The organism is Streptomyces asiaticus, from assembly GCF_018138715.1.
Lineage (GTDB): Bacteria > Actinomycetota > Actinomycetes > Streptomycetales > Streptomycetaceae > Streptomyces > Streptomyces asiaticus.
Genome location: NZ_JAGSHX010000006.1, coordinates 4,035,400 through 4,057,786, shown reverse-complemented (window position 1 = coordinate 4,057,786; position 22,387 = coordinate 4,035,400). Strand labels below are relative to the sequence as shown.

Genomic DNA, 22,387 nt, shown 5'->3' with positions numbered 1-22,387 from the left:
CCCGCCAGACCGCACCCCGCCCCGCCAGACCGCCCCCCACCCCCGTCAGGTCGCCAGCCGCTCCGGCAACGGCGCGCCGTGGATCACCGTCAGCCCGGACACCGCACGCGTCAGGGCCACGTACAGGCGGCGCAGCCCCGTGCGTTCGTCGGGTTCGCCGTCGACCACGGCGGCCGGCTCGTCCAGGACCACGTAGTCGTACTCCAGACCCTTGGCCAGCGTCGCCGGGACGAGGGTGAGGCGGGACTCGGCGCTGGTCTCCTCGCCGGGGGTGAGGTGGGTCAGGCCCGCCGCGTCGAGGGCCTGGGCCAGGGCCGGGATGCGGGCGTCGGCCGCGATCAGCCCGATCGAGCCCTCGTGGGCCAGGGCCTCGTGGCAGGCGGCGATCACGGCCGCGTCCAGGTCCGCGGGGTCCACGGCCCGTACGGAGAAGTCGCCCGCCGCCTCGCGGATCGAGGTGGCCTCCGACAGGCCGGGGGCGATCGCGGGCAACAGCCGGGAGGCGTACGCGATCACTTCGCGCGGCACGCGGAAGCCCTGGGTCAGCTCCTCGATCCCTGCTCCCTCCTTGCCCAGATGGGTCAGGGCCTCCTCCCAACTGGCCGTCGCCCACGGGGTGGTGCCCTGCGCGATGTCGCCGAGCACGGTCGCCGAGCCGGTGCTGCATCGGCGGCCGACCGCGCGGTACTGCATGGGGGAGAGGTCCTGCGCCTCGTCCAGGACCACATGACCGAGGGACGAGGTGCGCTCGATGAGATCGGCGGCCTCGTCGATCAGCACCAGGTCCGCCGGGGACCACTTCGCGGACTTCACACCACGCCCGGGCTTCGCCCACAGGACGGTCTTCTGATCATCGGCGTCGAGGACGCCGTCCGCGTGCTCGGCCAGGAAGTCGGCGTCGGAGAGCAGCCGCAGCACCAGCTTGGCCGGGTCGACCGGCGGCCAGATCGCCTTGACGGCCGCTTTGACGGCGGGGTTACGGGCCACCGCGTCCTGCACCCGGTCGTCGGGCGCCTCGCCCGACTGCTCCATCCGGACCAGCACGGCGTGCGCGATGCGCCGCGGAAGCGCCTCGCGGGCCGCGCCGTAGCGGATGTCGCGGGTGAGCAACTCCTCGACGATCTCCTCCAGTTCGTACGCGGGCACCCGCCAGCGGCGTGAGCCCCGCACCACGACGCACGGCTCGGTGGGGCGGGTGACGTACGAGCGCAGGGCGCGGCGCAGCACCTCGGCCAGCCGTGCGTCGCCCTTGATACGGGCCGCGTCGGCGGAGTCGGTGCCCCGCGTCACCGCGCCCAGGGACGGCCGGGTCACCAGGTCCTCGACGGTCGCCTGCGCCACCTGGAGCTCGCCGAGGGCGGGCAGGACCTGCTCGATGTAGTGGAGGAAGGAGCGGTTCGGGCCGATGACCAGGGTGCCGGAGCGGGCCAGCCGCTCGCGGTGGGCGTAGAGCAGATAGGCCACCCGGTGCAGCCCCACGGCCGTCTTACCGGTGCCCGGCGCCCCCTGGACGCAGATGGTGCCGCCGATCCCCTGGCGGACGATCTCGTCCTGCTCCGGCTGGATCGTCGCCACGATGTCCCGCATGGGGCCGACGCGCGGGCGCTCGATCTCGGACTGGAGCAGCTTGCTGGTCTGCTCGTCCTCGGTGGGGTCGGAGAGCCGTTCGTCCTCGTACGCCGTCAGTTCGCCGCCCGTATAGCCGAAGCGGCGGCGCAGCCCGACGTCCATCGGCGCCTTCTTGGACGCCTGGTAGAAGGGCTGGGAGACGGGGGCACGCCAGTCGATGACCATGGGGTCGCCGTCCGCGTCGTGCACATGGCGGCGGCCGATGTAGAAGCGTTCTCCCTCGGCGCCCTCCGCCGTCTCCGCGCCCGGCGCGTGCAGATAGTCGAGGCGGCCGAAGAAGAGCGGGGTGTCGGCGAGGTCGGCGAGGGCCTTGATGCGCTCGCTGACCTGGTGGTGCAGCGCTTCGGCGTTGACCCAGTTCGCGGCGACGTCCCGGAGGTCGAGGGCCTCGACGTCGGCGCGCATGACGCGCAGTGCGGCGCGGGACGCGGTCAGATGGGCGCGCTCCCGCGCGAGGGGGTCTGAGTGGTCAGGGGCGTGCGAGGGCACGGCGTAGCCTCCGGCGAGCGAGTACACACAAGCGAGTGCACAAAGCGGATGCGCGGTACGTACAGGACGCGCGATACGAGATGCCGACCGGTTTCCGTCCGGGCGGCGGCTCTCCCGTTCGGAACGCGGGAGGCGGCAAGACCGGCGATTGTAGGCAGGGCATGTCGGGGAGGCGAATGAATTATGACGGGGCCGGGGGAGCCGCCCCGGAGGCGGCTCCCCCGGCCCGGGGGCGGCTCCTCGAACGAGTCACCATCGGACCGGTCAGGCGAGTCGCAGCGCGCGGAAGGTCATGCGCTGGTTGAACCACATCAGCGTCACCGTCGCCGTGCCCATCAGGACCGCGACGGCCAGATGCCCGGCGACCGAGGTGACCGGGGCGCCGAGTGCGGCGAGGACGAGATGGAGGCCGACGCGGAGCGCGAGCAGCCCGATGGCGATCTTCCGGGTGTGGGAGTTCTTGAGCATCGCGCGCATCAGCTTCACCCGGCGGCGCAGCACGGTCGCCCCGACGGCGATGTTCACCAGGGCGATCCCGATGAGCACCATCCATGCGTCGTCCCACGCCTTGGTCAGGTCGTACGCGGCCCCCATGACACCCTCGAAGCCGAAGAACCACAGCGGCAGCGGCTTGATCCCGCTCAGATCGACCTCGGTGGTCTTCGTCTTGGTCTTGGTCTCGGTCTTGGTCTCGGTCTTGGTCTCGGTCTTGGTCTCGGCCTCGGTCTCGGCCTCGGTCTCGGCTTTGCGATTGCGGATGCTGATGCCCATGCCCCCCGCCCCTTCGGCGTCATGTGGTGCCGTGTCCTGCTGACACTCACGATCCTTCCGGGCGGGGAACGTCCCGGACAGAGCCGCCCATCACCGGTCCCCCATGACAGAAGTCATGGGGGCATGGGGACATGGGGCCAGGGGGCCAGGGGGCATGAAACCAGGGACATGGCGTCAGGGGTCATGGGGCCATGAGCGACCGGCCCCGGGGCCGAACGTCAGACGTCCTCGTCCGCGAGCAGCTCGCTCGCGTCCACGATCCGGTACGCGTACCCCTGTTCCGCCAGGAACCGCTGGCGGTGCGCCGCGAAGTCCTGGTCGATCGTGTCGCGCGCGACCACCGAGTAGAAGACCGCCGGGTGGCCGTCGGCCTTCGGGCGCAGCACCCGGCCGAGCCGCTGGGCCTCCTCCTGGCGGGAGCCGAACGTGCCGGAGACCTGGATGGCGACCGTGGCCTCGGGGAGGTCGATGGAGAAGTTGGCCACCTTCGAGACGACGAGCACCGACAGCTCGCCCTGCCGGAAGGCTTCGAAGAGCTTCTCCCGCTGGGCGTTGGTGGTCTCGCCCTTGATGACGGGCGCGTCCAGGTGCTCGCCCAACTCGTCGAGCTGGTCGATGTACTGCCCGATGACCAGCGTCTGCTGTCCCTTGTGCCGGGCGACCAGCGCCTCGGTGATCTGCCGCTTGGAGTCGGTCGTGGCGCAGTAGCGGTACTTCTCGTCGGTCTCGGCGGTCGCGTACGCCAGCCGCTCGGTCTCGGTCAGATTGACCCGGACCTCGACACAGTCGGCGGGCGCGATGTAGCCCTGCGCCTCGATCTCCTTCCAGGGCGCGTCGAAGCGCTTCGGCCCGATGAGCGAGAAGACATCGGACTCCCGGCCGTCCTCCCGGACGAGCGTCGCCGTGAGCCCGAGCCGCCGCCGCGCCTGGAGGTCGGCGGTGAACTTGAAGACGGGCGCCGGCAGCAGATGCACCTCGTCGTAGACGATCAGGCCCCAGTCACGGGAGTCGAACAGCTCGAGGTGCGGGTAGATGCCCTTCCGCTTGGTGGTGAGCACCTGGTACGTGGCGATGGTGATCGGGCGGATCTCCTTCCGCGTACCGCTGTACTCACCGATCTCCTCCTCGGTGAGCGAGGTGCGGCGCACCAGCTCGTGCTTCCACTGGCGGGCGGAGACGGTGTTGGTGACCAGGATCAGCGTGGTCGACTTGGCGGTGGCCATAGCACCCGCCCCGACCAGCGTCTTTCCGGCACCGCAGGGCAGCACGACGACGCCCGAGCCGCCGTGCCAGAAGCCCTCCACGGCCTGCGTCTGATACGGCCGCAGCGCCCAGCCGTCCTCGCGCAGCTCGATGGGGTGCGCCTCGCCGTCCACATAGCCGGCCAGGTCCTCGGCGGGCCAGCCCAGCTTCAGCAGCGTCTGCTTGATCTGGCCGCGCTCGGAGGGGTGGACGACGACCGTCTCCGGGTCGATCCGGGCGCCGACCAGCGGCTGGATCTTCTTCGACCGCAGGATCTCCTCGAGGACCGGGCGGTCGCTGGTCTCCAGGACCAGCCCGTGGGTGGGGTGCTTGAGCAGCCGCAGCCGCCCGTAGCGGGCCATGGTCTCCGCGACGTCCACGAGGAGGGCGTGCGGGACGGGGTAGCGGGAGTACGCCACGAGGGCGTCCACGACCTGCTCGGCGTCGTGCCCGGCGGCGCGGGCGTTCCACAGCCCGAGCGGGGTCACCCGGTAGGTGTGGATGTGCTCGGGCGCTCGCTCCAGCTCGGCGAAGGGCGCGATGGCGCGGCGGCAGGCGTCCGCCTGCTCGTGATCCACCTCGAGCAGGAGCGTCTTGTCGCTTTGGACGATGAGGGGTCCGTTCACGCGCCTGGGTCCTTTCGTGCTGGCCGGCCAAAGAACCAGTGTCCCCCATCGAGGAGGCATGGCGGAGAGCCACAGGGATACTCCGGGCGGCTACGGGCAAGCGGCGAAGACGGAAAACGGACCGACGCAGCGGCGACAACGGAGCCATGGGCGGGAGGCGAGTCCCTGTGATCAGCATCGCTGGATGGGAGATCCGGCGGACGGCGGAGAAGAGGACGACGGTAAAGCGGACGGCGGAGAAGAAGCCGAAGACGGGTTCCCGGACGACGGGCGACCAGAAGAAGACGAGTGGACAGGGCCGGAAGAAGGCGGCCGCGGCCGCCGGTCAGAAGAACGGGCCGCGGACGGGCGGGGGCCCGACGAAGGGGTCCGTGGCCGCGAAGAAGCAGAGCGCGAAGTCGCCGACCGCGAAGGCCCGGACGGCGAAGGCCCAGCCCACGAAGGCGCGGCCCACGAAGACGCCGCCCACGAAGGCGCCGCCCGTGAAGGGCCGGGTTGCCGAACCCCCCGAACCCCTCGAGCCCCAGGGCGCCCCGGAGAAGGCGCCGCTACAGCGCACCTCGTTCGGCGCGCGCGTGGCACGGGCGATGGTGCTGCTCGTCGCGTTCGTCTGCATGGTCGGCTTCGCGGCGGCGCTCGCCAAGGCCACGCTCGTGCCCCAGCCCGGCTCCGTCGACCTCGTCCACACCAATCTGCATCCGGGACGCTCGCTGCGCGCCTACGTCGACCAGCCCGCCTTCCAGGACACGGTGAAGCAGATCGGCGGCAATGTGCTGCTCGGCGCGCCCTTCGGGGTGCTGCTGCCGATGCTGGTGCCGAAGGCGCGGGGCGCGGTGCGGGTGGTCGTGGTGACGGCCCTGGTGATGGTGGCCGTCGAGACCGCTCAGGGGCTCATCGTCGAAGGCCGGGCCTTCGACATCGACGACGTCATCCTCAACACCTCGGGCGCGCTGCTCGGCTATGTCGTGGTCGGCCGTTGGCTCGGCCGGGCCCTGCATCCGCGCCGCCGCCACTGGTGGCACCGGTGGACCCGGCGGGGGACCGAGGCGCCGCCCGCGGCGTGAGCGCCGGACGGGACGATTCCGGCCCAGGTGGGGTCAGGTGGCGTCCTCGGCCAGTTCGGCGGCGCCCGTGATGCGGTGCAGGGGGTACGTACGGACCTCGTCGGCCGTGTGGTCGTACGCCGTGACGAAGCCGCCCTCGACCCGCACCGGGGCGATCACGCGCTGGGTGGCCGCGCCGTTCGCGTTGACGTAGCCGATCCAGACGTTGGAGCCGGTCAGGGCCGCGGCCTGCATGGTGGCGAGGGTGTCGGCGGAGGTGGTGCGGGGGAGCCGGTCGCCACTGGCGGCGGACCCGGACGCGGCCCCAGGCCGTGAGCCGGAAGCGGCCTCCGGCCTCGCCTCGGCCACGGCCGCAGGTTTGTGGGGCGCCGTCGCGGCGAGGTCCCCGGCGCGGATGGCGCGCACCGCCGCGCCCAGCAGGGTGGCGTCCGGCACCGGGGGGCCCTCCGGGACCGGGGCGGGCGGCCTACGGGGCGGGGTGCGCTGGGCTTCGGCCCGGCTGACCAGCACATCACCCTCGGCGGACTCGGCCGCCGGGGCGTACCCCATCGCCCGCAGCCCCTCCAGCAGTGTGTCCGGCGGCGCCTGGGCGGCCAGCACGGTGGGGGCGAGGCGGCGCAGCCGCAGCCCCGCCGAACGGCGGTCGGCGAGGATCTCGGCGAGCAGCGCGTCGTCGTCGCAGCGCAGATACGCGGAGGCGGCGCCGATGCGCAGCCGTCCGTGCTTACGGGCCACGTCGTCCACGAGGTAGGCGAGCGGCTGGGGCACCGGGGTGCGGGAGTGCGCGGCGAGGAAGGTGTGCACATCGTCGGCGGTCCGTCCGGCGTCCAGCGCACGGCGTACGGACTCGGGCGTGAAGCGGTAGACGGTCGCGCCGCCCTTGGACTCGACGTCGGCGAGGATGCCCAGGGTCTCGGCGAGCGGCCGCTCCAGCGGGCCGGGCGCGACGGCGGTCAGGTCGGCCTGGAGCAGGACGTGGTCGAGCGGCTCGGGGAGCAGCGGCGCGAGCAGCCGGGCGGCCTGGGCGGACGCGAGGTCGCTCTCGGCGGCCGTCGGCTCGTCCGGATGGCGTTCCAGCAGGGCGCGGCCATGGGCGGAGAGCGCGCCCCGGCCGGTGACCCCGAGCATTTCGGCCTCGGCGACGGCCCAGCGGGCCAGCCGCGAGCGCAGGTCCTCGCCGGTGGGCGAGGCGGAGGCGCCAGTGGGCGAGGCGCCGGTGGGCGAGGCGCCGGTGGGCGAGGCGGCGGTGGGCGAGGCGGCGGTGGAGGCGGCCCCGGGGGCGGGGGCGGAAGGGGCGGCCGCGCCGGGGGCGGCCGCGGTGGGGGCCGGGGCCCCGCGGTGGCCGGTCGGCCGCTCCCACCGCAGCCGGGCCAGCAGGACGTCGGGGGCGGCCGCGGCGCCGTGCGGGAGGGTGGCCAGGAGTTCCAGGACCCGGCGGCGGACCTCGGGGGCCGGGGAGCGGTCCAGCTCCGGGCCGAGCGCGGCGAGGGTGCGGCCCCTGCTGTCCCGGCCGCCGACCAGGCCCGACGTACGGGTCGCGGGCAGCCAGGCGGCGGCGAGCCGCGCCCAGCGCTCCTCGGCGGGCAGCCGCAGCCAGTCGTCGTAGGCGGGGGTGGGGGCGTAGCGCTCGTCGGTCTCGCCGTCGGAGGCCACCAGCCCGGCCGCGTACGCCAGCTCGATCCAGAAGGCGGCGACCGGTTCGGACACGTCGAGTGCCACGGCGGTCCGCTTGAGATCGCGGACGCTCAGCCCGCCCGCGCGCAGAACGGGCGGCCCGGCGGTCTCCCACTGCCCCAGCAGCTCCTCGACAGTGGCCAGGGCGGTGAAGGTCTGGCCCGCGGCGGTGTTGTCCACAACCTGTGGATCGTGCTCGGTGGTGGGCGAGAGCGGCGGGGCGAACGGCTCGGGTGCGCGGTGTGCCCGGCCGTGGCGCAGATGCAGGGCGACCTCGCGGGGCAGTACGACATTGCGCGGCCCGGACGGCAGCAGCAGCGCGCGGTCCAGCAGCCAGCCGACGGGCGGGGTGGGCGAGGTGACGGACGCTTCCCCGTACGGCGGCCCCCAGGTCAGCTTGGCCAGCACGGCCGCCGCGCCCGCCGGCGCCCCGTCGAGCAGCGCCGCCATCCGGGCGCGGTCCCGGAACAGCTCGGCCAGGGCCGTCACCGCCGTGACGGGATCGTGCGTGGGCGACAGCCCGGCCGCCGCCAGCAGCTCCTGAAGCCGCCCCGGCGACATCCCGGACGTGGCCTCCCGCACGGTCGGGCCGAGCCCGGTGGGGGAGGGCGAGGTGGGCGAGGGCGCGAGCAACTCGCGAGCGGTTCGGACGAGCCGAAGCCGATCGTCCCCACCCCAGATCAGGGCCTGCTCGCGCAGCGTGGCCACGGCCCGCGGCAACTCGTCGACGATCGCGGCACGTTCCTCGGCGCGCAGGGGCGCGCCGATGCCCGCGGTGGCTCCGGCGGCCGAGGTGGTCCCGGTGCCGGAGGCGGTTCCGGTGCGCGAGGTGGTCCCGGTGCCCGCGGCGGTCCCGGTGCCCGCGGCGGGCCCGAGCCCCTGAGCGGCCCTGGTGCCTGAAGCGGCGCCGACGCCCGACGCGGGCCCGGCGGCCGAGGTATCCCCCGGGGGCTGGGCGCTCCCGGCACTACGGGCGGCCCCAGTACCCCCGGCCTCCTCCGGACTCCCGGGCTTCTCTGGATCCCCGGCCTTCTCCGGGCCCCCGGCCTTCTCTGGTTCCCCGGCCTTCTCCGGGCCCCCGGCCTTCTCCGGACTCCTGGCCTTCTCCGGACTCCTGGCCTCCTCCGGACTCCCGGCCCCCTCGGGGCCTTCGTCGCCCGTCAGCAGGTCCCGCAGGGTCTCGTACGAGCAGGGGTCGGGCGCGACGGCCAGGGCCTCGGCGGTCTGTTGCGCGAATCGGTCGAGACGCTCCACCGCCCGTACCACCGAGGCGCGCGTGCCCGCCCGGGTGGCGAGCTGGGTGAGGTCGTTCGGGACCGGGGAGAGCAGATCGGGGCGGGCGCGCAGCAGGGCGGCGAGGGCGTCGTCGGGCCGGGTGCGCAGCTCCTCGGCGAGGGTGCGCGGCACCCCGCGGCCACGGTCGCCGTGGCCGCCGTCTCGTGGGCCGCCGCCCCGGGGGACGCGATCCGGCGGACCGCTGTCCCCGTGGCCGGTGTCTGCGGGCAACTCATGCCTCCCGGTTGCGCGAGCTGGTCTCTTCGGGCATGTCAGCCCTCTCGATTCCATGAACTGCTCATTCGATCCACAGTACCCGCGGGGTGCGGGACGGAGGGGATGCGGCGGGATTCCGGTTCCGCGCGGTACCGTCGGAGCCGACTGATACGCCGACGGTGCGCATACTCAGGGGTCTTGGTGGGGATCGAGAGCGAGAAGCTCGTCTACGACTATCTGAGCCGTGTCGGGGACCTGGCTCAGCAACAAGGTCTGTCGTCCGGTGAACGTATGCGGCTGGTCTCCGGACTCCGTGCCGATATCGACCATCGCCGGGCCACCGGAGGGGCGGACAGCCCGGCCGGGGTGAAGCGGATCCTGTCCAAGCTGGGCTCACCGGCCGATGTGGTGGCCGCCGCGGGTGGCCGAGGCCCCGATCCGGGATCGGGGGGAATGGGTGGTGGGCCCAGTACGGGGGGCGGCGGTGCGGGCGGCGGCGCGTCGCCACGGGGAGCCGCCGGGGCGGCGCGGGCGGCCCGCGACAAGCTGGCCGGGCTCGCCAAGAGCAGCGGTCTCACCGGTAAGGTGCCCGCCCCGCGCGAGGAGGACGCCCCGGGGGCGCCCGGCACCGGCCGGAACGGGAACGACCGGAACGGGAACGGCCCCGCCAACCACACCCCGGGCGACGGCACCCCCTCCCTGATCAAGCCGAGGCCCGCCACCCCCGCCCCGCCCCCGTCCAATGCCGCCTCGCCGCCGCACCTCGCGGGCGAGGACGAACTGGGCCCGCGCGAGTCCGACATGGACTGGTGGCACGTCGAGCCGGGCCCGTTCGCCCAGCCCGAGCAGCGTGACGCGCAGTACGGCGCGGTCGAGGGGTTCACCGGCGGGATCGAGATCCCCGAACTGCTCGGTAAGGGCAAGTCGGCCGAGCAGGAGCGCCAGGAGCGGCGGGAGGCCGAGGCGAAGGCGGCGGCTGAGGCCGAGGCAGCCGAGGCCGAGGCCGCCGCGGAGGCGAAGGCGAAGGCTGAGGCCAAGAAGGCGGAGGCCGGGGGCAAGCAGCGCGGCGGGCTGCGCCGCGTACTGCTCGGGCCCGGTAAGGCGGGTAAGGCCGCCGGTCAGCCCGCGGGCGGGAGCGGCGTCCCCACCTGGCTGTCCGGGCTCGGCCCGGTGCTGCTGGTGGCGGTCGGGCTCCTCGTGGCGGGCGCCGCCCTGGGCAACATCATCCCGATCGCGTTCGGCTGGGTGATCGCGTACTACAGCACCTACCGCCGCTCCCCGGCCGAGGCGAAGTGGGCGGCGCTGGGCATGCCCGGCCTGGTCGTGGCCGGGGCCGCGATCTGGCTGTACGGCCGAGCCGACCACAAGTGGGGCGAGCCGATCCCCGAACACGGCTGGAAGGACGCCCTGACCGAGACCTGGCCCTACGTCGTCCGGGGCGCGGCCATCGCCTCGGTGCTGTTCCTCCTCTGGCGCGCCGCGAGGCGCAAGGGCTGAACGCCGGGGCAAGGCGCAAGGGCTGAACGCCGGGGCGGCGAGGCGCAAGGGCTGACGCCGGGCGCGTAAGCGTCTTGCGGTCAGTCTTGCTCGGCGGCCTGCCAAGGCGTGCCCGGGACGACCAGGGGGCTGCCGGTCACCGGGTCCGGGACGACCACCGAGTCGAGGCCGAAGACCTCGTGCACCAGATCGGCCGTGACGATGTCCCCCGGGCGGCCGCGTGCCACGATGCTGCCGCCCTTCATCGCGATCAGATGGTCGGCGTAGCGGGCCGCCTGGTTGAGGTCGTGGAGGACGGCGACGACCGTACGGCCGCGTTCGTGGTTGAGCTGGCGCACCAGGTCCAGCACCTCCACCTGGTGGGAGATGTCCAGGTACGTCGTCGGCTCGTCCAGCAGCAGCAGATCGGTCTCCTGCGCGAGCGCCATCGCGATCCATACGCGCTGCCGCTGCCCGCCCGACAGCTCGTCCACCGGGCGGTCGGCGAGCGCCGTCACGTCCGTGCGCTCCATGGCGTCCGTGACGGCCCGTTCGTCGTCCTCCGACCACTGCTGCCACCACCGCTGATGCGGCTGGCGGCCACGGGAGACGAGATCGGCGACGGTGATCGCCTCGGGCGCGACCGGGGTCTGTGGAAGCAGCCCCACGGACTGGGCGATCTTCTTCGTCGGGATGCGCGCGAGATCCGTGCCGTCGAGGAGCACTGCGCCGCCGCGCGGCCGCAGCAGCCGCCCGAGGGCGCGCAGCAGGGTGGACTTGCCGCAGGCGTTGGGGCCGACGATGACCGTGACCTCGCCGTCGGGTATGTCCAGGTCCAGCCCGTCCACGACGGTGCGGTCCTCGTAGGCCAGGGTCAGCTCGCGTGCGGTGAGCCGGTTCGGCCGACAGGGCCCGTCCGGCCCGTCCGGCCCGTCCGGCCCGTCCGGCCCGTCCGGCCGGTCCGGTCGGTTCGCGGAAGCGGTCTCCGCCGGACCGGTCTCGTCCGGACCGGCCTCCGCCGGACTGGTCTCCGCCGGACTGGTCTCCGCCGGACCGGTCTCCGGGCTCGTTCCCGTTGTGGACGCCGAAGCGGTCATGCGGCGGTGCCTCCCTTACGGCCGCGTCCCCCGGAAGACAGCAGCAGGTGGATCAGATACGGGGCGCCGACCGCGGCCGTCAGCACACCCACCGGCAGTTCGGTCGGCGCGAACAGCTTGCGGGCCAGCAGATCGGCGGTGACGACGATGAATGCTCCGGTCAGGGCCGAGCACAGCAGCGGGATCTGGGCGGTCCGGGTCATCCGGCGGGCGATCTGCGGGGCGAGCAGCGCCACGAAGTCCACCGGGCCGGCCGCGCCCGTCGCCATGGACGCGAGTACGACGCCGAGGGCCACCAGGCCCAACCGCACCCGTCCGAGCCGTACGCCCAGCGCGGTCGCCGTGTCGTCGTCCATGGACACCGTGCGCTGTGCCCGCGCCGCCCACAGCACACCGGGCAGCAGCACCAGCAGCGCCCAGCCGAGCGGAGCGGCCTCGGCCCAGCCGCGTCCGTTGAGCGAACCGGTCATCCACACCTTCGCCTGCTGGGCCACGAGATAGTCGCCCTTGGTCAGGAAGAGATGGGTGATCGAGCGCAGCGCGACGGCGAAGCCGATGCCGATGAGCACGAAGCGGGCCGCCTGGAGCCCGCCGCGCCAGGCGAAGACGTACACCAGCGCGGCGGCGGCGAGACCGCCGAGGACGGAGAGGTACGGCAGGACGGCGTAGGAGCTGACCCCGTAGGTCATCGCGCCCACGGTCACCGCGCTCGCGCCCTGGCTGACGCCGATGATGTCGGGGCTCGCGAGGGGGTTGCGGGCCACCGTCTGGATCAGCGCGCCCGCGATGCCGAAGGCGGCGCCGACCATCAGGCCGAGCGTCATCCGGGGCAGCCGCAGCGTGCCGACGACGAGGTCGTTCGGGGTGGCCGGTCCGAGGCCCCACTGGGTGTGCAGGACGGCCCGCACGGCGTCGGCGGGGGCGACGAAGCTCTCGCCGACGCACAGATACGCCACGCAGACTGCGGCGGTGGCCAGGGCCAGCCCGATCGCGACAAGGGCCGAGCGGCGATGCAGCAGGAACGATCCGCCATGTCCGCCACGCCCGCCTCGCCCGCCACGCCCATTGCTCCTGATGCGGATCAGCCCGTACCCGGCCGGGCGGACCCCCGGGCGGATCCCCGGGCGGACCCCCGGGCGGCCCCCCGGGCGGACGGTGTGGCTCTCCATCGCCGTCACGCGGCCACCGCCTTCCGGCGCACCAGCGTGACCAGGAACGGCACCCCGATCAGCGCCGTCATCACGCCCGCCGGGACCTCGCTCGGCGGGAAGACGACTCGGCCCACCACATCCGAGACCAGCAGCATCACCGGGCCGATCAGGGCGGCCATCGGCAGCACCCAGCGGTGGTCGGTGCCGACGACCGCGCGGGCGATATGGGGGATCGCGAGGCCGATGAACGCGAGCGGACCGGCGGCGGCGACCCCGACGCCGGTGAGGATCGTGGCGCCGAGGGCGGCGACGATCCGTACGACCGCCACGTTCTGGCCGAGCCCCTTCGCGACGTCCTCGCCGAGTGCCAGCGCGTCCAGACCGCGTGCCACCGCGATCACCAGCACCGTGCCGACCAGCAGGAACGGCCAGATCTGGCCGACGATCCCGGTGTCCCGCCCGGCGAGCGAGCCGATCTGCCAGAAGCGGAACTCATCCAGGGCCGCCGCCTTCGTCGTCAGCACGCCCGTCGTCACGGACACCAGCAGCGCGTTGATCGCGGCACCGGAGAGCGCGAGCTTGACCGGGGTAGCGCCGCCCCGCCCGCTGGTGGCGATGGCGTAGACGGCGACCGACGCCACCCCCGCGCCCGCGAAGGCGAACCAGACATAGCCGCTGAGGGTGTGCACCCCGGCGAAGGCGATCGCGAGCACCACGCCCACCGACGCGCCCTGGCTGATGCCGAGGATGCCGGGGTCGGCGATCGGGTTGCGGGTGACGCCCTGCATGACGGTGCCCGCCATGGCGAGCGCCGCGCCGACCATCAGCCCGATGAGGGTGCGTGGCAGCCGCAGGGACCGCACGATGTCGGCGGCGTCGCTGGAACCGCCGTGCAGCAGCGCGTCCAGGACCGCGCTCGGCGCGATCTGGCGGCTGCCCACGGCGAGGCTCAGCAGGACCGCGAGCAGCAGGGCGACAACGGCCGCGGCCGTCCAGCCGAGGCGGCGGCGGACCAGGGAGGTGCGTACGGGAGAGGTGCGTACGGGAGAGGTGTGGACCGGGGAGGTGCGGACCAGGGGGGCTCTGGGAGGGCGGTTGCTGGTCCGGTCGGCGGTCATCGCGTCCGTTCGCTCGTCGGCTACGAAGTTAGGCGAGGCTAAGTGTATGGGGTGGGCCAAGGCACAATGGCGGGTATGTCTTCGCACTCCGCTCCCACCGTCGGCTTCGACCTCGACATGACCCTCATCGACTCCCGGCCGGGCATCAAGGCGGCGTACGAGGCGCTTTCGGCACGGACCGGCACCTACATCGACTCCGACCTCGCCATCACCCGGCTCGGCCCGCCGCTGGAGCAGGAGCTGGTGCACTGGTTCCCCGATGAGCGCGTGGAGGAGGTGGGCGAGCTCTACCGCGAGCTCTACCCGGAGTACGCGATCGCGCCCACCCCGGCCATGAAGGGGGCGCGGGAGGCGATCGAGACCGTGCGGCGGGCGGGCGGCCGGGCCATCGTCGTCACCGCGAAGCACGAGCCCAACGCCAAGCTGCACCTGAGCCATCTGGGCATCGAGGCGGACGCGGTCATCGGCTGGCTGTGGGCCGAGGCCAAGGCGGAGGCGCTGCGGGAGTACGGGGCGACGGTGTATGTCGGGGACCACACGGGTGACGTCCGGGGCGCCCGTACGGCCGGTGCGCTCTCCGTGGCGGTCGCCACCGGACCCTGCGCGGTGGACGAGCTGCTCGCGGCCGGCGCGGATGTCGTGCTGGACGATCTGACGGCGTTCCCGGCCTGGCTGTCGGGCTACATAGGTGATCGCACGGCGGGCTGACCCGCCCAGCTCACGAGCTCACGTGTTCACGAGCTCACGAGCTCGGCCGGTTCACCCGATGCACCCGGTTCACCCGGACGGCGGTACGGGCGGCTGTGACACCTGGGCGGCCGCCGCGGCCTCCCGCCGCTGTGCCGCGATGGAGCGCAGCAGACCGACGGCGGCGAGGGCGAAGCCGACGCCCATCAGCATGCATACGAAGTACGCCACCGAAGGCAGTGGGTCCGCGCCCAGGAAAAGCGGCGCGACGGTGACGAGCGTGGCCACCGCTCCGATGGCGAAGACGATGACGCCGGACCGGATGAGCCGGTCGCCGGGAAGGGGCGCCTCTCGGGGGTGGCTGGGGGAGCCGCCGCGGTGCGGGGTTTCATTACTCACCGGACCAGGGTAGATCCGTGCCAGAGCGCGCATAGGAACCGCCCGGGTACGTCTTGTCACCAGGCTCGGGACCATTAGCCTTGTGGTGGCGGGTCTTACGACCCGCTGTAGTGCTATCGAGAGCTGTTTTTCCGTGTTTTCCGACGAGCGACGAGGACGAGACAGACGTGCCTACCGGCAAGGTCAAGTGGTTCAACAGTGAGAAGGGCTTTGGCTTTCTCTCCCGCGATGACGGTGGCGACGTCTTCGTTCACTCGTCGGTGCTTCCGGAAGGCGTCGACTCACTGAAGCCGGGGCAGCGCGTGGAATTCGGCGTGGTGGCCGGAAATCGCGGGGATCAGGCATTGTCCGTCACCGTTCTCGATCCGACTCCCTCCGTGGCGGCCGCCCAGCGCCGCAAGCCTGATGAGCTGGCGTCCATTGTCCAGGATCTGACCACCCTGCTGGAGAATGTGACGCAGCAGCTGGAGCGCGGCCGTTATCCGGACAAGGCACATGGCCACAAGATCGCGGGCATGCTGCGAGCGGTGGCCGACCAGCTCGACGTCTGACCCTCGACGTCTGATCCTCGGCGTCTGATCCTCGGTGCCTGATCCTCGATGTCTGATCCTCGGCGTCTGATCCTCGGCGTCTGATCCTCGGTGTCTGACGCTCGACGTCTGACCTTCGGCGTCTGGCCCTCGACGTCTGACCTGAGCCTGGGCTGAGTCCGGGCCGAGTTCGACCTGAGCGGCTCGGCATGCATCGGCACATACGACATCCCGTCAGCGGAGCCGGATGGATACCCGTCCGGCTCCGCTTGGCGTATGACCACGTGCCGAGGCGTCAGACCGCGTCCAGCGCCCCGGGGCCGAGGGGCGGCACCAGCCCCTCGGCCGCCGCGCGGGTCAGCAGCCCGCGCACCGCGGCGTAGCCGCTCTCGCCGAGGTCGGCGGTGAACTCGTTGACGTACAGTCCGATGTGCTGATCGGCGACGGACGGGTCCATCTCCTGGGCGTGCTCCAGGACATACGCCCGCGACGCCTCCGGGTCGTCCCAGGCCATCCGCACCGATGTCCGGGCGGCGTCGGCGAGCTCCCGCAGCCGTTCGGTGCCCAGTGAGCGCTTGGCGATGATCGCGCCGAGCGGGATCGGGAGTCCGGTGGTCTGCTCCCAGTGCTCGCCCATGTCAGCCAGGCAGTGCAGCCCGTAATTCTGATAGGTGAACCGGGCCTCGTGGATGACGAGCCCGGCGTCGACCTCGCCGTCCCGCACCGCGGGCATGATCGCGTGGAACGGCAGCACCTTGATCTCGCCGACCCCGCCCGGCACCTCGGCGGCGGCCCACAGCCGGAAGAGCAGATACGCGGTCGAACGCTCGCTCGGCACCGCGACCGTCTTCCCCGCCAGGTCCTTGCCGGTGAGCGGCTGCCCCGCGCCGGGCTGCCGCGTGAGCACCAGCGGACCGCAGCCGCGGCCGAGCGCACCGCCGCAGGGCAGCAGCGCGTAGTCGTCCAGCACCCACGGCAGTACGGCGTACGACACCTTCAGTACGTCGAACTCACCGCGCTCGGCCATCCCGTTGGTGATGTCGATGTCGGCGAAGGTGACATCGAGTGCGGGCGCGCCGGGGACGCGGCCGTGGGCCCAGGCGTCGAAGACGAAGGTGTCGTTCGGGCACGGGGAGTAGGCGATCTTCAGAGGCTCAGTCGAAGGCTCAGTTGAAGGCTCAGCCAGGGGCTCGCTCAGGGGCTCAGTCACTGCCGGGTTCCTTCCGGGTCAAAGGTCCAGGTGCCGAGGAGGGGGGCGATGGTCGCGAAGGCGCCCGTGAGCGCTTCGAGGGCCTCCCCGATCCGCCAGGCCGCGCGGTCGCGCGGTCCGACGGCGTTGGAGACCGTCCGTACTTCCAGGGCGGGCACGGCCTGGGCCGCGGCGGCCTCCGCGACGCCGAAGCCCTCCATGGCCTCGGCGACGGCGCGCGGATGGCGGCGCAGCAGCTCGGCGGCCCGTTCGGCGCTCCCGGTCACGGTCGACACGGTGAGCACGGTGCCGCGCACGGCGTCCGTCGCCTCGGCGACGGCGGCGACGAGCGGGGCGGGCGGGAGGTGTTCGACGGTTCCGAAGCCCAGGTCGGTGACGGCGGCGAAGCCGTCGGGGGTCTCGGCGCCCAGGTCGGCGGCGACGATGGCGTCGGCCACGACGACGGAGCCGAGGTGGGCGGTGGCGGTCGCCGCGGCTCCGGGCGCCGCGCCTCTGGACCCTGCGGCTTCGGGCGCCGCGCCTCTGGACCCTGCGGCTTCGGGCCCTGCGGCTCCGGGCGCCGCGCCTCTGGACCCTGCGGCTTCGGGCGCCGCGCCTCTGGGCCCCGCGGCTTCGGGCCCTGCGGCTTCGGGCCCCGCGGCTCCGGGCGCTGTGACGGCGGGCGCTGTGACGGCGGGCCGCGTGGTGCTGAAGCCGCCGCCGATACCGGCCGACACGGCGAGGTCGTAGGGGGTGCGGGCGACCGCGGCCACGGTCAGGGCGGCGGCGGTTCCGGCCGCCGCGGCCGCCGGGCCGACCCCGGCGGCCAGGACGTCCACGGTGAGCGGCGGCCCGGAGGGCGGCGCCGGGCTCAGCCGGTGGAGCATCCCGCCGGGGACGGGGAGTTCGGCCAGCTCGGGGGCGGTGGCGCCGACGCCCCGTACGACGGCGTCCCGCTCGGCGGGTACGGCCGTGACGATCAGTACGCGCATGGGTGACTCCCCCTTGTCACACACAACCCTGTCACGGCGCGGCCGGTGACCCGGTGCGACCGGGCCCCGCGCGTCGGTGCTCCGTCCGGAGTTGCGCTGGTCAGGAGCCCCGCCAAGCGTCCCGTCAGGAGTCCCGTTCCAGCGTGAAACGCCAGATGCCCTTGACGCCCTGGCTGCTCTTGCCGAGCTCGGCGACCGTGATCGTGACCTTCTTCTCGAGCGTGGTCTGGCCGGTCTGCGGGTTCTGCCGGGCGAAGAGCGTATCGCTGTCGAAGCTGCGGTACGTCTCCTTGCTCGCCTCGGCCATGACCGGGTTGTTGGCGATCAGGCCCCAGCTGGACTTGGCGATCTCGGGGTCCACCCCGATCCGTACCTTGTCCCCGGAGGTCACCTTGATCGTCTTCTCGGGCTTGGCGGACAGGCAGTCCTTGAACTTCTTCGAGCTCAGGTCCTTGCCGTCGCCGTAGCAGCCGTTGCTCGCCTCGGTCGTCACGGTGTTCGAACCGACCGTCACCGTTGCCAGCGGGGTCGGCTTGTCGCAGGCGGAGAGGGCGACGAGCCCGAGGGACACGGCACAGGCGGCGGTGACGGCGCGGCGGCCCTTGCCCCTGGAAAACAGCGCAGCGGTCATGCGGGCAGGCTATCTGGCCGCACCGATCGCCTCGCGCGCGGGTGCGACGCATCCTCGAAATCCGCGAGCGGCCCATGGACCCACCGATCGCCTCGCGCGCGGGTACGACTCCGCAAGCTCAATTCTTCCTTGCCCAAGACCACCACCGGACCGCCTCGCGCGCGGGTACGACTCGCCGTTGGCGGTCCCGCCGGGCTCGGATGCGGCCCGGGACTCACGCCACCCGCGGATACGGCGCCCCCTGCCGGGAGGCGCTCAGCAGTCCGCGGACGCTCAGCGCCGCGCCCAGCGCGATCACCGCCGCGGCGACCGCCATCCCCAGCACCCCGTGGAGCGGCAGCACGATGCCGATGGCGCCGCCGACGACCCACGCCATCTGGAGCGTCGTCTCGGACCGCGAGAACGCCGAGGTGCGGACCTCCTCCGGGACGTCCCGCTGGATCAACGCGTCCAGCGACAGCTTGCCCAGCGCCTGGGAGATCCCGGCGGTGGCGGCCACGGCGGCCACCGTCACCGAGCCGTAGAGGGCCGCCGACACGATGAGCACGCCCAGGGCGGAGCTCAGCACCACCGCGATGATCAGCTCCGGGCCGCGCGCCCGCAGCCAGGCGCCGATCGCGGTGCCCAGCGCGTTGCCGCCGCCCGCGCAGACCGCGGCCAGGCCGAGCGAGACCTCGGGGCCTAGCCCGCCCAGCGGCTGGTCGCGGAGGAGGAAGGCGAGGAAGAGGGTGAGGAACCCGGACAGGGTCTTCAGCGCGGCACACGCCTGAAGGGCGTGCAGCACGGAGGGGCCGACCGTACTGAGGCCGGGCCGCCGGGACCGGCCCCTCCAGAAGGCGAGCCTGGAGACGGTCCTGGAGAAGGCGGTCCTGGAGAAGGCGGTCCTGGAGAAGACGGTCCTGGAGGAGGCGGTCCCGCCCCCACCGGCCCCGGGGGCGGCCCAGGCCCCGCCCACCCTGGCCTTGGGTTTGCGCACCGTCACCGGCAGATGCAGATGGCGCTGCCCCGAGGTCAGCTGCGCCCTGGCCTCGCCCTTCGCGGAGTCCACCTTGTGCGGCAGGGTGAACGACAGGAATCCGCCCAGCAGGAAGATCACGGACGCCCCGTACAGCGGCCAGCTCGGCCCGATCTGATGCAGCCCGGCCCCCAGCGGGGCCGCCGCGCCGGTGGCGAGCAGCCCGGCGAGGGTGACCCGTGAGTTGGCCTTGACCAGGGAGAAGTGGGGTGGGAGCAGCCGTGGCACGACGGCGGAACGGACGACTCCGTACGCCTTCGACGCCACCAGCACGCCCAGCGCCGCCGGATACAGCTCCAGCCCGCCGCCCGCCACCGCGCCCGCCATCGTCAGCGCGAGCACCACGCGGGTCAGCATCGCGCCCGCCATCGCCGCGCGGCGGCCGTGCGGAATGCGGTCGAGGAACGGGCCGATGACGGGGGCGAGCAGCGCGAACGGCGCCATGGTGATGACCAGGTAGAGCGCGACCCGGCCGCGGGCCTCGTCGGTCGGGACCGAGAAGAAGATCGTGGAGGCGAGGGCGACGGTGATCAGCATGTCGCCCGCGGAGTTCACCGCGTGCAGTTCGATCAGCTTGCCGAGCCCCGACTCGCCGGCGCCGTGGGCGTGGGTGGCCCGGCGGATGCCGCGCCCGGCCGCGGTGAAAGGGAGGCGGAGCGCGAAGGGGAGACGGAGCGCGTGGACGACCCAACGGCCCGACCTCCTGGTCGAGCCGCCGCTGTACCACCGCGTTCCTGCCACCTGACCATGGTGCAGCCAACGCGGCCGAAGCGTCAGACCTTCGACGGCTTTCCGGATGGCGGCGCCGTCGCCGGGGATCGGCAACACCCCGCTGTCCAGCGGAAATGCGCTTTCACGGGGGCGAGAGGGGAGGGGGCGTACGGCGCCGTGGGGTGTGATCGGGATGAGACGGGGGTAGGGCCGGTGCGGCCGGACAAGGTAGCGTGCGTAACCGCGCCACCGAGGGTCGTTCCTGGCCGTGTGCCGAGTAGTCATCCCGCAGAATGGGACGTACAAGGTGCGCCCCAAGGCCGGATGGGCGCGGACGTCGACGCGGCCCCATGGTCCGCTCCGTCCGCGGTCCCGCGACGGCCGTACGGCTGGCGCACCAGGTCAGACGGCTGCGACGGCGTGGAAGAGAGAATCGATCCTGTGAGTGCGATGCGAAGCCGTACCCCCGACCGCCTGTGCGCCGAGGCGGTCGAACTCGCCCGCGAGGCGGCTCAGGAAGCCGCCCATCCGGGGCAGGTGGGCGAGTATCTGGGCGCTGTCGCCGAGGGCGACCGCGTGGTCACGCATCTCTTCGAGAGCCCCGAGCCGGGCTATCGCGGCTGGCGCTGGGCGGTCACGGTGACCCGCGCCTCCCGCGCCAAGGCCGTCACCCTGGACGAGACGGTGCTGCTCCCCGGCCCCGACGCGCTGCTCGCGCCGGAGTGGGTGCCCTGGAGCGAGCGGCTGCGCCCCGGCGACATGGGGCCGGGCGATCTGCTCCCCACCGAGGCCGAGGACCCGCGCCTGGAGCCCGGCTACTCGGGCGAGGACGCCCCGCCGCCCAACTCCGCGGTCTCGGAGGAGATGCAGCAGCTCGCGGCGGTGGAGGAGGCCGATGTGACGGCCGGCGCCCCCGTGGCGCAGACCCCGCCCACGACCGGCTCGATCGCGGCCGTCGCCGAGGAGCTGGGCATGCGGCGCGCCCGGGTGCTGTCCCGCTACGGCCTCCACGACGCGGCCGACCGCTGGGACGAGGCGTACGGCCCCAAGACCCCCATGGCCCAGGCGGCCCCCGGCACCTGCGCGACCTGCGGCTTCCTGGTGGCCGTCGGCGGCTCGCTGGGGCAGGCGTTCGGGGTCTGCGCGAACGAGTTCAGCCCGGCGGACGGCCGCGTCGTCTCCCTCTCCTACGGCTGCGGCGCCCACTCCGAGGCCGCCGTCATGCCCAAGCCCCCCCGCCCGGCCCCCCCGGTCATCGACGAAACGGTCGTCGAACCCCTCCCCCTCCACCCGGACCGCACAAGCGGCTCCGTCGAGCCGGACACGCCCCCGGAGGAACTGGGCCACAGCTGAGGAACCCGGGGCCCGGCCAGGCCCGCCCCGCGCCGCTCCCGGCCCGGCTGCTGGGGGATGCCGCCCCTGGCTCGCCACAACGGAACGGGCCGGGGCGAGGCTGCAACGGAGCGACGGCCCCGGCCGGGCTGCTGCGGAACGACGGCCCCGGCCGGGCTGCTGCGGAGCGACGGCCCCGGTCCCGCTGCTGCGGAATGACGGCCCCGGCCCGGCTGCTGGGGAATGCCGCCCCTGGCCCGCCACAACGACGGCCCCGGCCGAGCTGCTACAGAACGACGGCCCCGGCCGGGCTGCTACGGAGCGACGGCCCCGGCCGGGCTGCTACGGAACGACGGCCCCGGCCGGGCTGCTACGGAACGACGGCCCCGGCCCCGCTACTGCGGAACGACGGCCCCGGGGCCGCCGCCCGGCGCACGGTCGCCGCGACGGCGGCCGCGAAGTCTCGCCCCGGCGGAGGCGCGCGTACCAGCGCGTCGCGGCGCCGGCGCCCCGGCCCCTCGCGGCTGCCACCCCGCCGGGCAGCGCAAGCTGCCCACCGTAGCCCCGGATGCGTTGCCTCCGGGGCTGGTCGGGCGACGTGCGGTCGGGTGTGGCCGGACCCGTACGCCCGGGCGGCGGCCTGCACAGCGCGTCCCGGTCGTCCCCGGCCCTCGTAGGCCTTGGCGGCGCGGCGTCGTACGACTTCGGCCCGTCCGCCGCGTCGTCGGCAGGTCCCCATGGTGAGTCCGGCCGCCCTGGTTCGCCCGCAGCGGGCGGCCTCCCCGCAGGCTGCCGCCCAACGGCCGGGGCTGCGACGCCCAGGGGCACCTATGGGGTGTGGTGACCGGTGGGTCTTTCCCCTCCCCGCCCCGCCCCTCCCCTTCCCGCTACCAGGGGCTTCGCCCCTGGACCCCCGGGGTCTGGGGCGAAGCCCCAGTTGTGGGAAGGGGCGGGAGGGGAACAGCCCGCCGCAGGCGTCACGGCGGCCACAGCCAGGGCCACGGCGGTGGCGGAGGGTGCGCCTCCGCCTGTGTGCCCGAGGCAGGGACCCGGCGGCCCAGGGGTCCGAGGGG

17 protein-coding genes are annotated in these 22,387 nt (G+C 73.6%); 5 read left to right on the top strand and 12 right to left on the bottom strand.

Features of this window, described 5'->3' with window-relative positions; translation table 11 throughout:
• Positions 1 to 45: 45 nt before the first annotated feature.
• The 3 genes from KHP12_RS24465 to KHP12_RS24455 all read right to left on the bottom strand — a co-directional run bounded on the left by KHP12_RS24465 (position 46) and on the right by KHP12_RS24455 (position 4,757).
• Positions 46 to 2,118 carry a HelD family protein gene (locus KHP12_RS24465; protein WP_086882467.1) on the bottom strand — a complete coding sequence of 691 codons (2,073 nt, stop codon included), beginning with the start codon at positions 2,116 to 2,118 and terminating at the stop codon, positions 46 to 48.
• 264 nt (positions 2,119 to 2,382) lie between these two features.
• Positions 2,383 to 2,889, bottom strand: a complete 507-nt coding sequence (locus KHP12_RS24460) for a hypothetical protein (protein WP_246643172.1) — start codon at positions 2,887 to 2,889, stop codon at positions 2,383 to 2,385.
• 218 nt (positions 2,890 to 3,107) lie between these two features.
• Positions 3,108 to 4,757: a DNA repair helicase XPB gene (locus KHP12_RS24455; protein ID WP_086882466.1), complete on the bottom strand. Its 1,650-nt coding sequence runs from the start codon at positions 4,755 to 4,757 to the stop codon at positions 3,108 to 3,110.
• 167 nt (positions 4,758 to 4,924) lie between these two features.
• Here KHP12_RS24455 and KHP12_RS52920 point away from each other — a divergent pair, with 167 nt between their 5' ends.
• A complete protein-coding gene (locus KHP12_RS52920; protein ID WP_308036125.1) occupies positions 4,925 to 5,821 on the top strand; it encodes a VanZ family protein in 897 nt (298 codons plus the stop codon).
• A 33-nt stretch (positions 5,822 to 5,854) separates the two neighbouring features.
• On the opposite strand, the gene KHP12_RS24445 is transcribed toward KHP12_RS52920, so the two are convergent.
• The gene (locus KHP12_RS24445; protein ID WP_211833738.1) at positions 5,855 to 9,001 is read right to left on the bottom strand and encodes a helicase-associated domain-containing protein; all 3,147 of its coding nucleotides are present in this window, start codon (positions 8,999 to 9,001) and stop codon (positions 5,855 to 5,857) included.
• A gap of 186 nt (positions 9,002 to 9,187) precedes the next feature.
• On the opposite strand from KHP12_RS24445, the gene KHP12_RS24440 reads away from it, so the two are divergent.
• The gene (locus KHP12_RS24440; RefSeq protein WP_210609441.1) at positions 9,188 to 10,483 is read left to right on the top strand and encodes a hypothetical protein; all 1,296 of its coding nucleotides are present in this window, start codon (positions 9,188 to 9,190) and stop codon (positions 10,481 to 10,483) included.
• Positions 10,484 to 10,563: 80 nt separating this feature from the next.
• Here KHP12_RS24440 and KHP12_RS24435 read toward each other — a convergent pair whose 3' ends face one another.
• From KHP12_RS24435 to KHP12_RS24425, 3 genes are read right to left on the bottom strand one after another with little or no spacing between them, the layout of a single operon-like run.
• Complete coding sequence (locus KHP12_RS24435) at positions 10,564 to 11,559, bottom strand: ABC transporter ATP-binding protein (RefSeq protein WP_246648695.1); 996 nt, start codon at positions 11,557 to 11,559, stop codon at positions 10,564 to 10,566.
• Entirely contained in the window at positions 11,556 to 12,728 is a 1,173-nt protein-coding gene (locus KHP12_RS24430) for a FecCD family ABC transporter permease (protein ID WP_086881119.1), read from the bottom strand. Before KHP12_RS24430 ends, KHP12_RS24435 begins: the two co-directional genes overlap by 4 nt.
• A 5-nt stretch (positions 12,729 to 12,733) precedes the next feature.
• The gene (locus tag KHP12_RS24425) at positions 12,734 to 13,828 is read right to left on the bottom strand and encodes a FecCD family ABC transporter permease (RefSeq protein ID WP_246643174.1); all 1,095 of its coding nucleotides are present in this window, start codon (positions 13,826 to 13,828) and stop codon (positions 12,734 to 12,736) included.
• A gap of 66 nt (positions 13,829 to 13,894) precedes the next feature.
• Between KHP12_RS24425 and KHP12_RS24420 the strand changes: the two genes are divergently transcribed.
• Entirely contained in the window at positions 13,895 to 14,536 is a 642-nt protein-coding gene (locus tag KHP12_RS24420) for an HAD family hydrolase (protein ID WP_086881116.1), read from the top strand.
• A 69-nt stretch (positions 14,537 to 14,605) separates the two neighbouring features.
• On the opposite strand, the gene KHP12_RS24415 is transcribed toward KHP12_RS24420, so the two are convergent.
• Entirely contained in the window at positions 14,606 to 14,914 is a 309-nt protein-coding gene (locus KHP12_RS24415) for a hypothetical protein (RefSeq protein ID WP_051573697.1), read from the bottom strand.
• A gap of 167 nt (positions 14,915 to 15,081) precedes the next feature.
• Between KHP12_RS24415 and KHP12_RS52475 the strand changes: the two genes are divergently transcribed.
• Positions 15,082 to 15,465, top strand: a complete 384-nt coding sequence (locus KHP12_RS52475; RefSeq protein WP_014177506.1) for a cold-shock protein — start codon at positions 15,082 to 15,084, stop codon at positions 15,463 to 15,465.
• A gap of 274 nt (positions 15,466 to 15,739) precedes the next feature.
• Here the strand turns inward: KHP12_RS52475 and KHP12_RS24405 are convergent, their stop codons facing one another.
• The 4 genes from KHP12_RS24405 to KHP12_RS24390 form a co-directional block, all read right to left on the bottom strand.
• Positions 15,740 to 16,654, bottom strand: coding sequence for a 1,4-dihydroxy-6-naphtoate synthase (locus KHP12_RS24405; RefSeq protein ID WP_244202691.1), 915 nt, complete (start codon positions 16,652 to 16,654; stop codon positions 15,740 to 15,742).
• On the bottom strand, positions 16,651 to 17,625 hold the full coding sequence (gene mqnB / locus KHP12_RS24400) for a futalosine hydrolase (RefSeq protein WP_211833737.1): 975 nt from the start codon (positions 17,623 to 17,625) through the stop codon (positions 16,651 to 16,653). Before mqnB ends, KHP12_RS24405 begins: the two co-directional genes overlap by 4 nt.
• A 124-nt stretch (positions 17,626 to 17,749) precedes the next feature.
• Positions 17,750 to 18,256 carry a hypothetical protein gene (locus KHP12_RS24395; RefSeq protein ID WP_086881114.1) on the bottom strand — a complete coding sequence of 169 codons (507 nt, stop codon included), beginning with the start codon at positions 18,254 to 18,256 and terminating at the stop codon, positions 17,750 to 17,752.
• A 214-nt stretch (positions 18,257 to 18,470) separates the two neighbouring features.
• Positions 18,471 to 20,012, bottom strand: a complete 1,542-nt coding sequence (locus tag KHP12_RS24390; protein WP_372455224.1) for an MFS transporter — start codon at positions 20,010 to 20,012, stop codon at positions 18,471 to 18,473.
• A gap of 420 nt (positions 20,013 to 20,432) precedes the next feature.
• Between KHP12_RS24390 and KHP12_RS24385 the strand changes: the two genes are divergently transcribed.
• On the top strand, positions 20,433 to 21,335 hold the full coding sequence (locus KHP12_RS24385; protein ID WP_210610436.1) for a DUF3027 domain-containing protein: 903 nt from the start codon (positions 20,433 to 20,435) through the stop codon (positions 21,333 to 21,335).
• Positions 21,336 to 22,387 lie beyond the last annotated feature (1,052 nt).

Coding starts and splice junctions, on each gene's coding strand:
- KHP12_RS24460 (WP_246643172.1), bottom strand. CDS start 2,889: ATGGGCATCAGCATCCGCAATCGCAAAGCCGAGACCGAGGCCGAGACC.
- KHP12_RS24435 (WP_246648695.1), bottom strand. CDS start 11,559: ATGACCGCTTCGGCGTCCACAACGGGAACGAGCCCGGAGACCGGTCCG.
- KHP12_RS24430 (WP_086881119.1), bottom strand. CDS start 12,728: ATGGAGAGCCACACCGTCCGCCCGGGGGGCCGCCCGGGGGTCCGCCCG.
- KHP12_RS24425 (WP_246643174.1), bottom strand. CDS start 13,828: ATGACCGCCGACCGGACCAGCAACCGCCCTCCCAGAGCCCCCCTGGTC.
- KHP12_RS24420 (WP_086881116.1), top strand. CDS start 13,895: ATGGCGGGTATGTCTTCGCACTCCGCTCCCACCGTCGGCTTCGACCTC.
- mqnB (WP_211833737.1), bottom strand. CDS start 17,625: ATGCGCGTACTGATCGTCACGGCCGTACCCGCCGAGCGGGACGCCGTC.
- KHP12_RS24395 (WP_086881114.1), bottom strand. CDS start 18,256: ATGACCGCTGCGCTGTTTTCCAGGGGCAAGGGCCGCCGCGCCGTCACC.
- KHP12_RS24385 (WP_210610436.1), top strand. CDS start 20,433: ATGCGAAGCCGTACCCCCGACCGCCTGTGCGCCGAGGCGGTCGAACTC.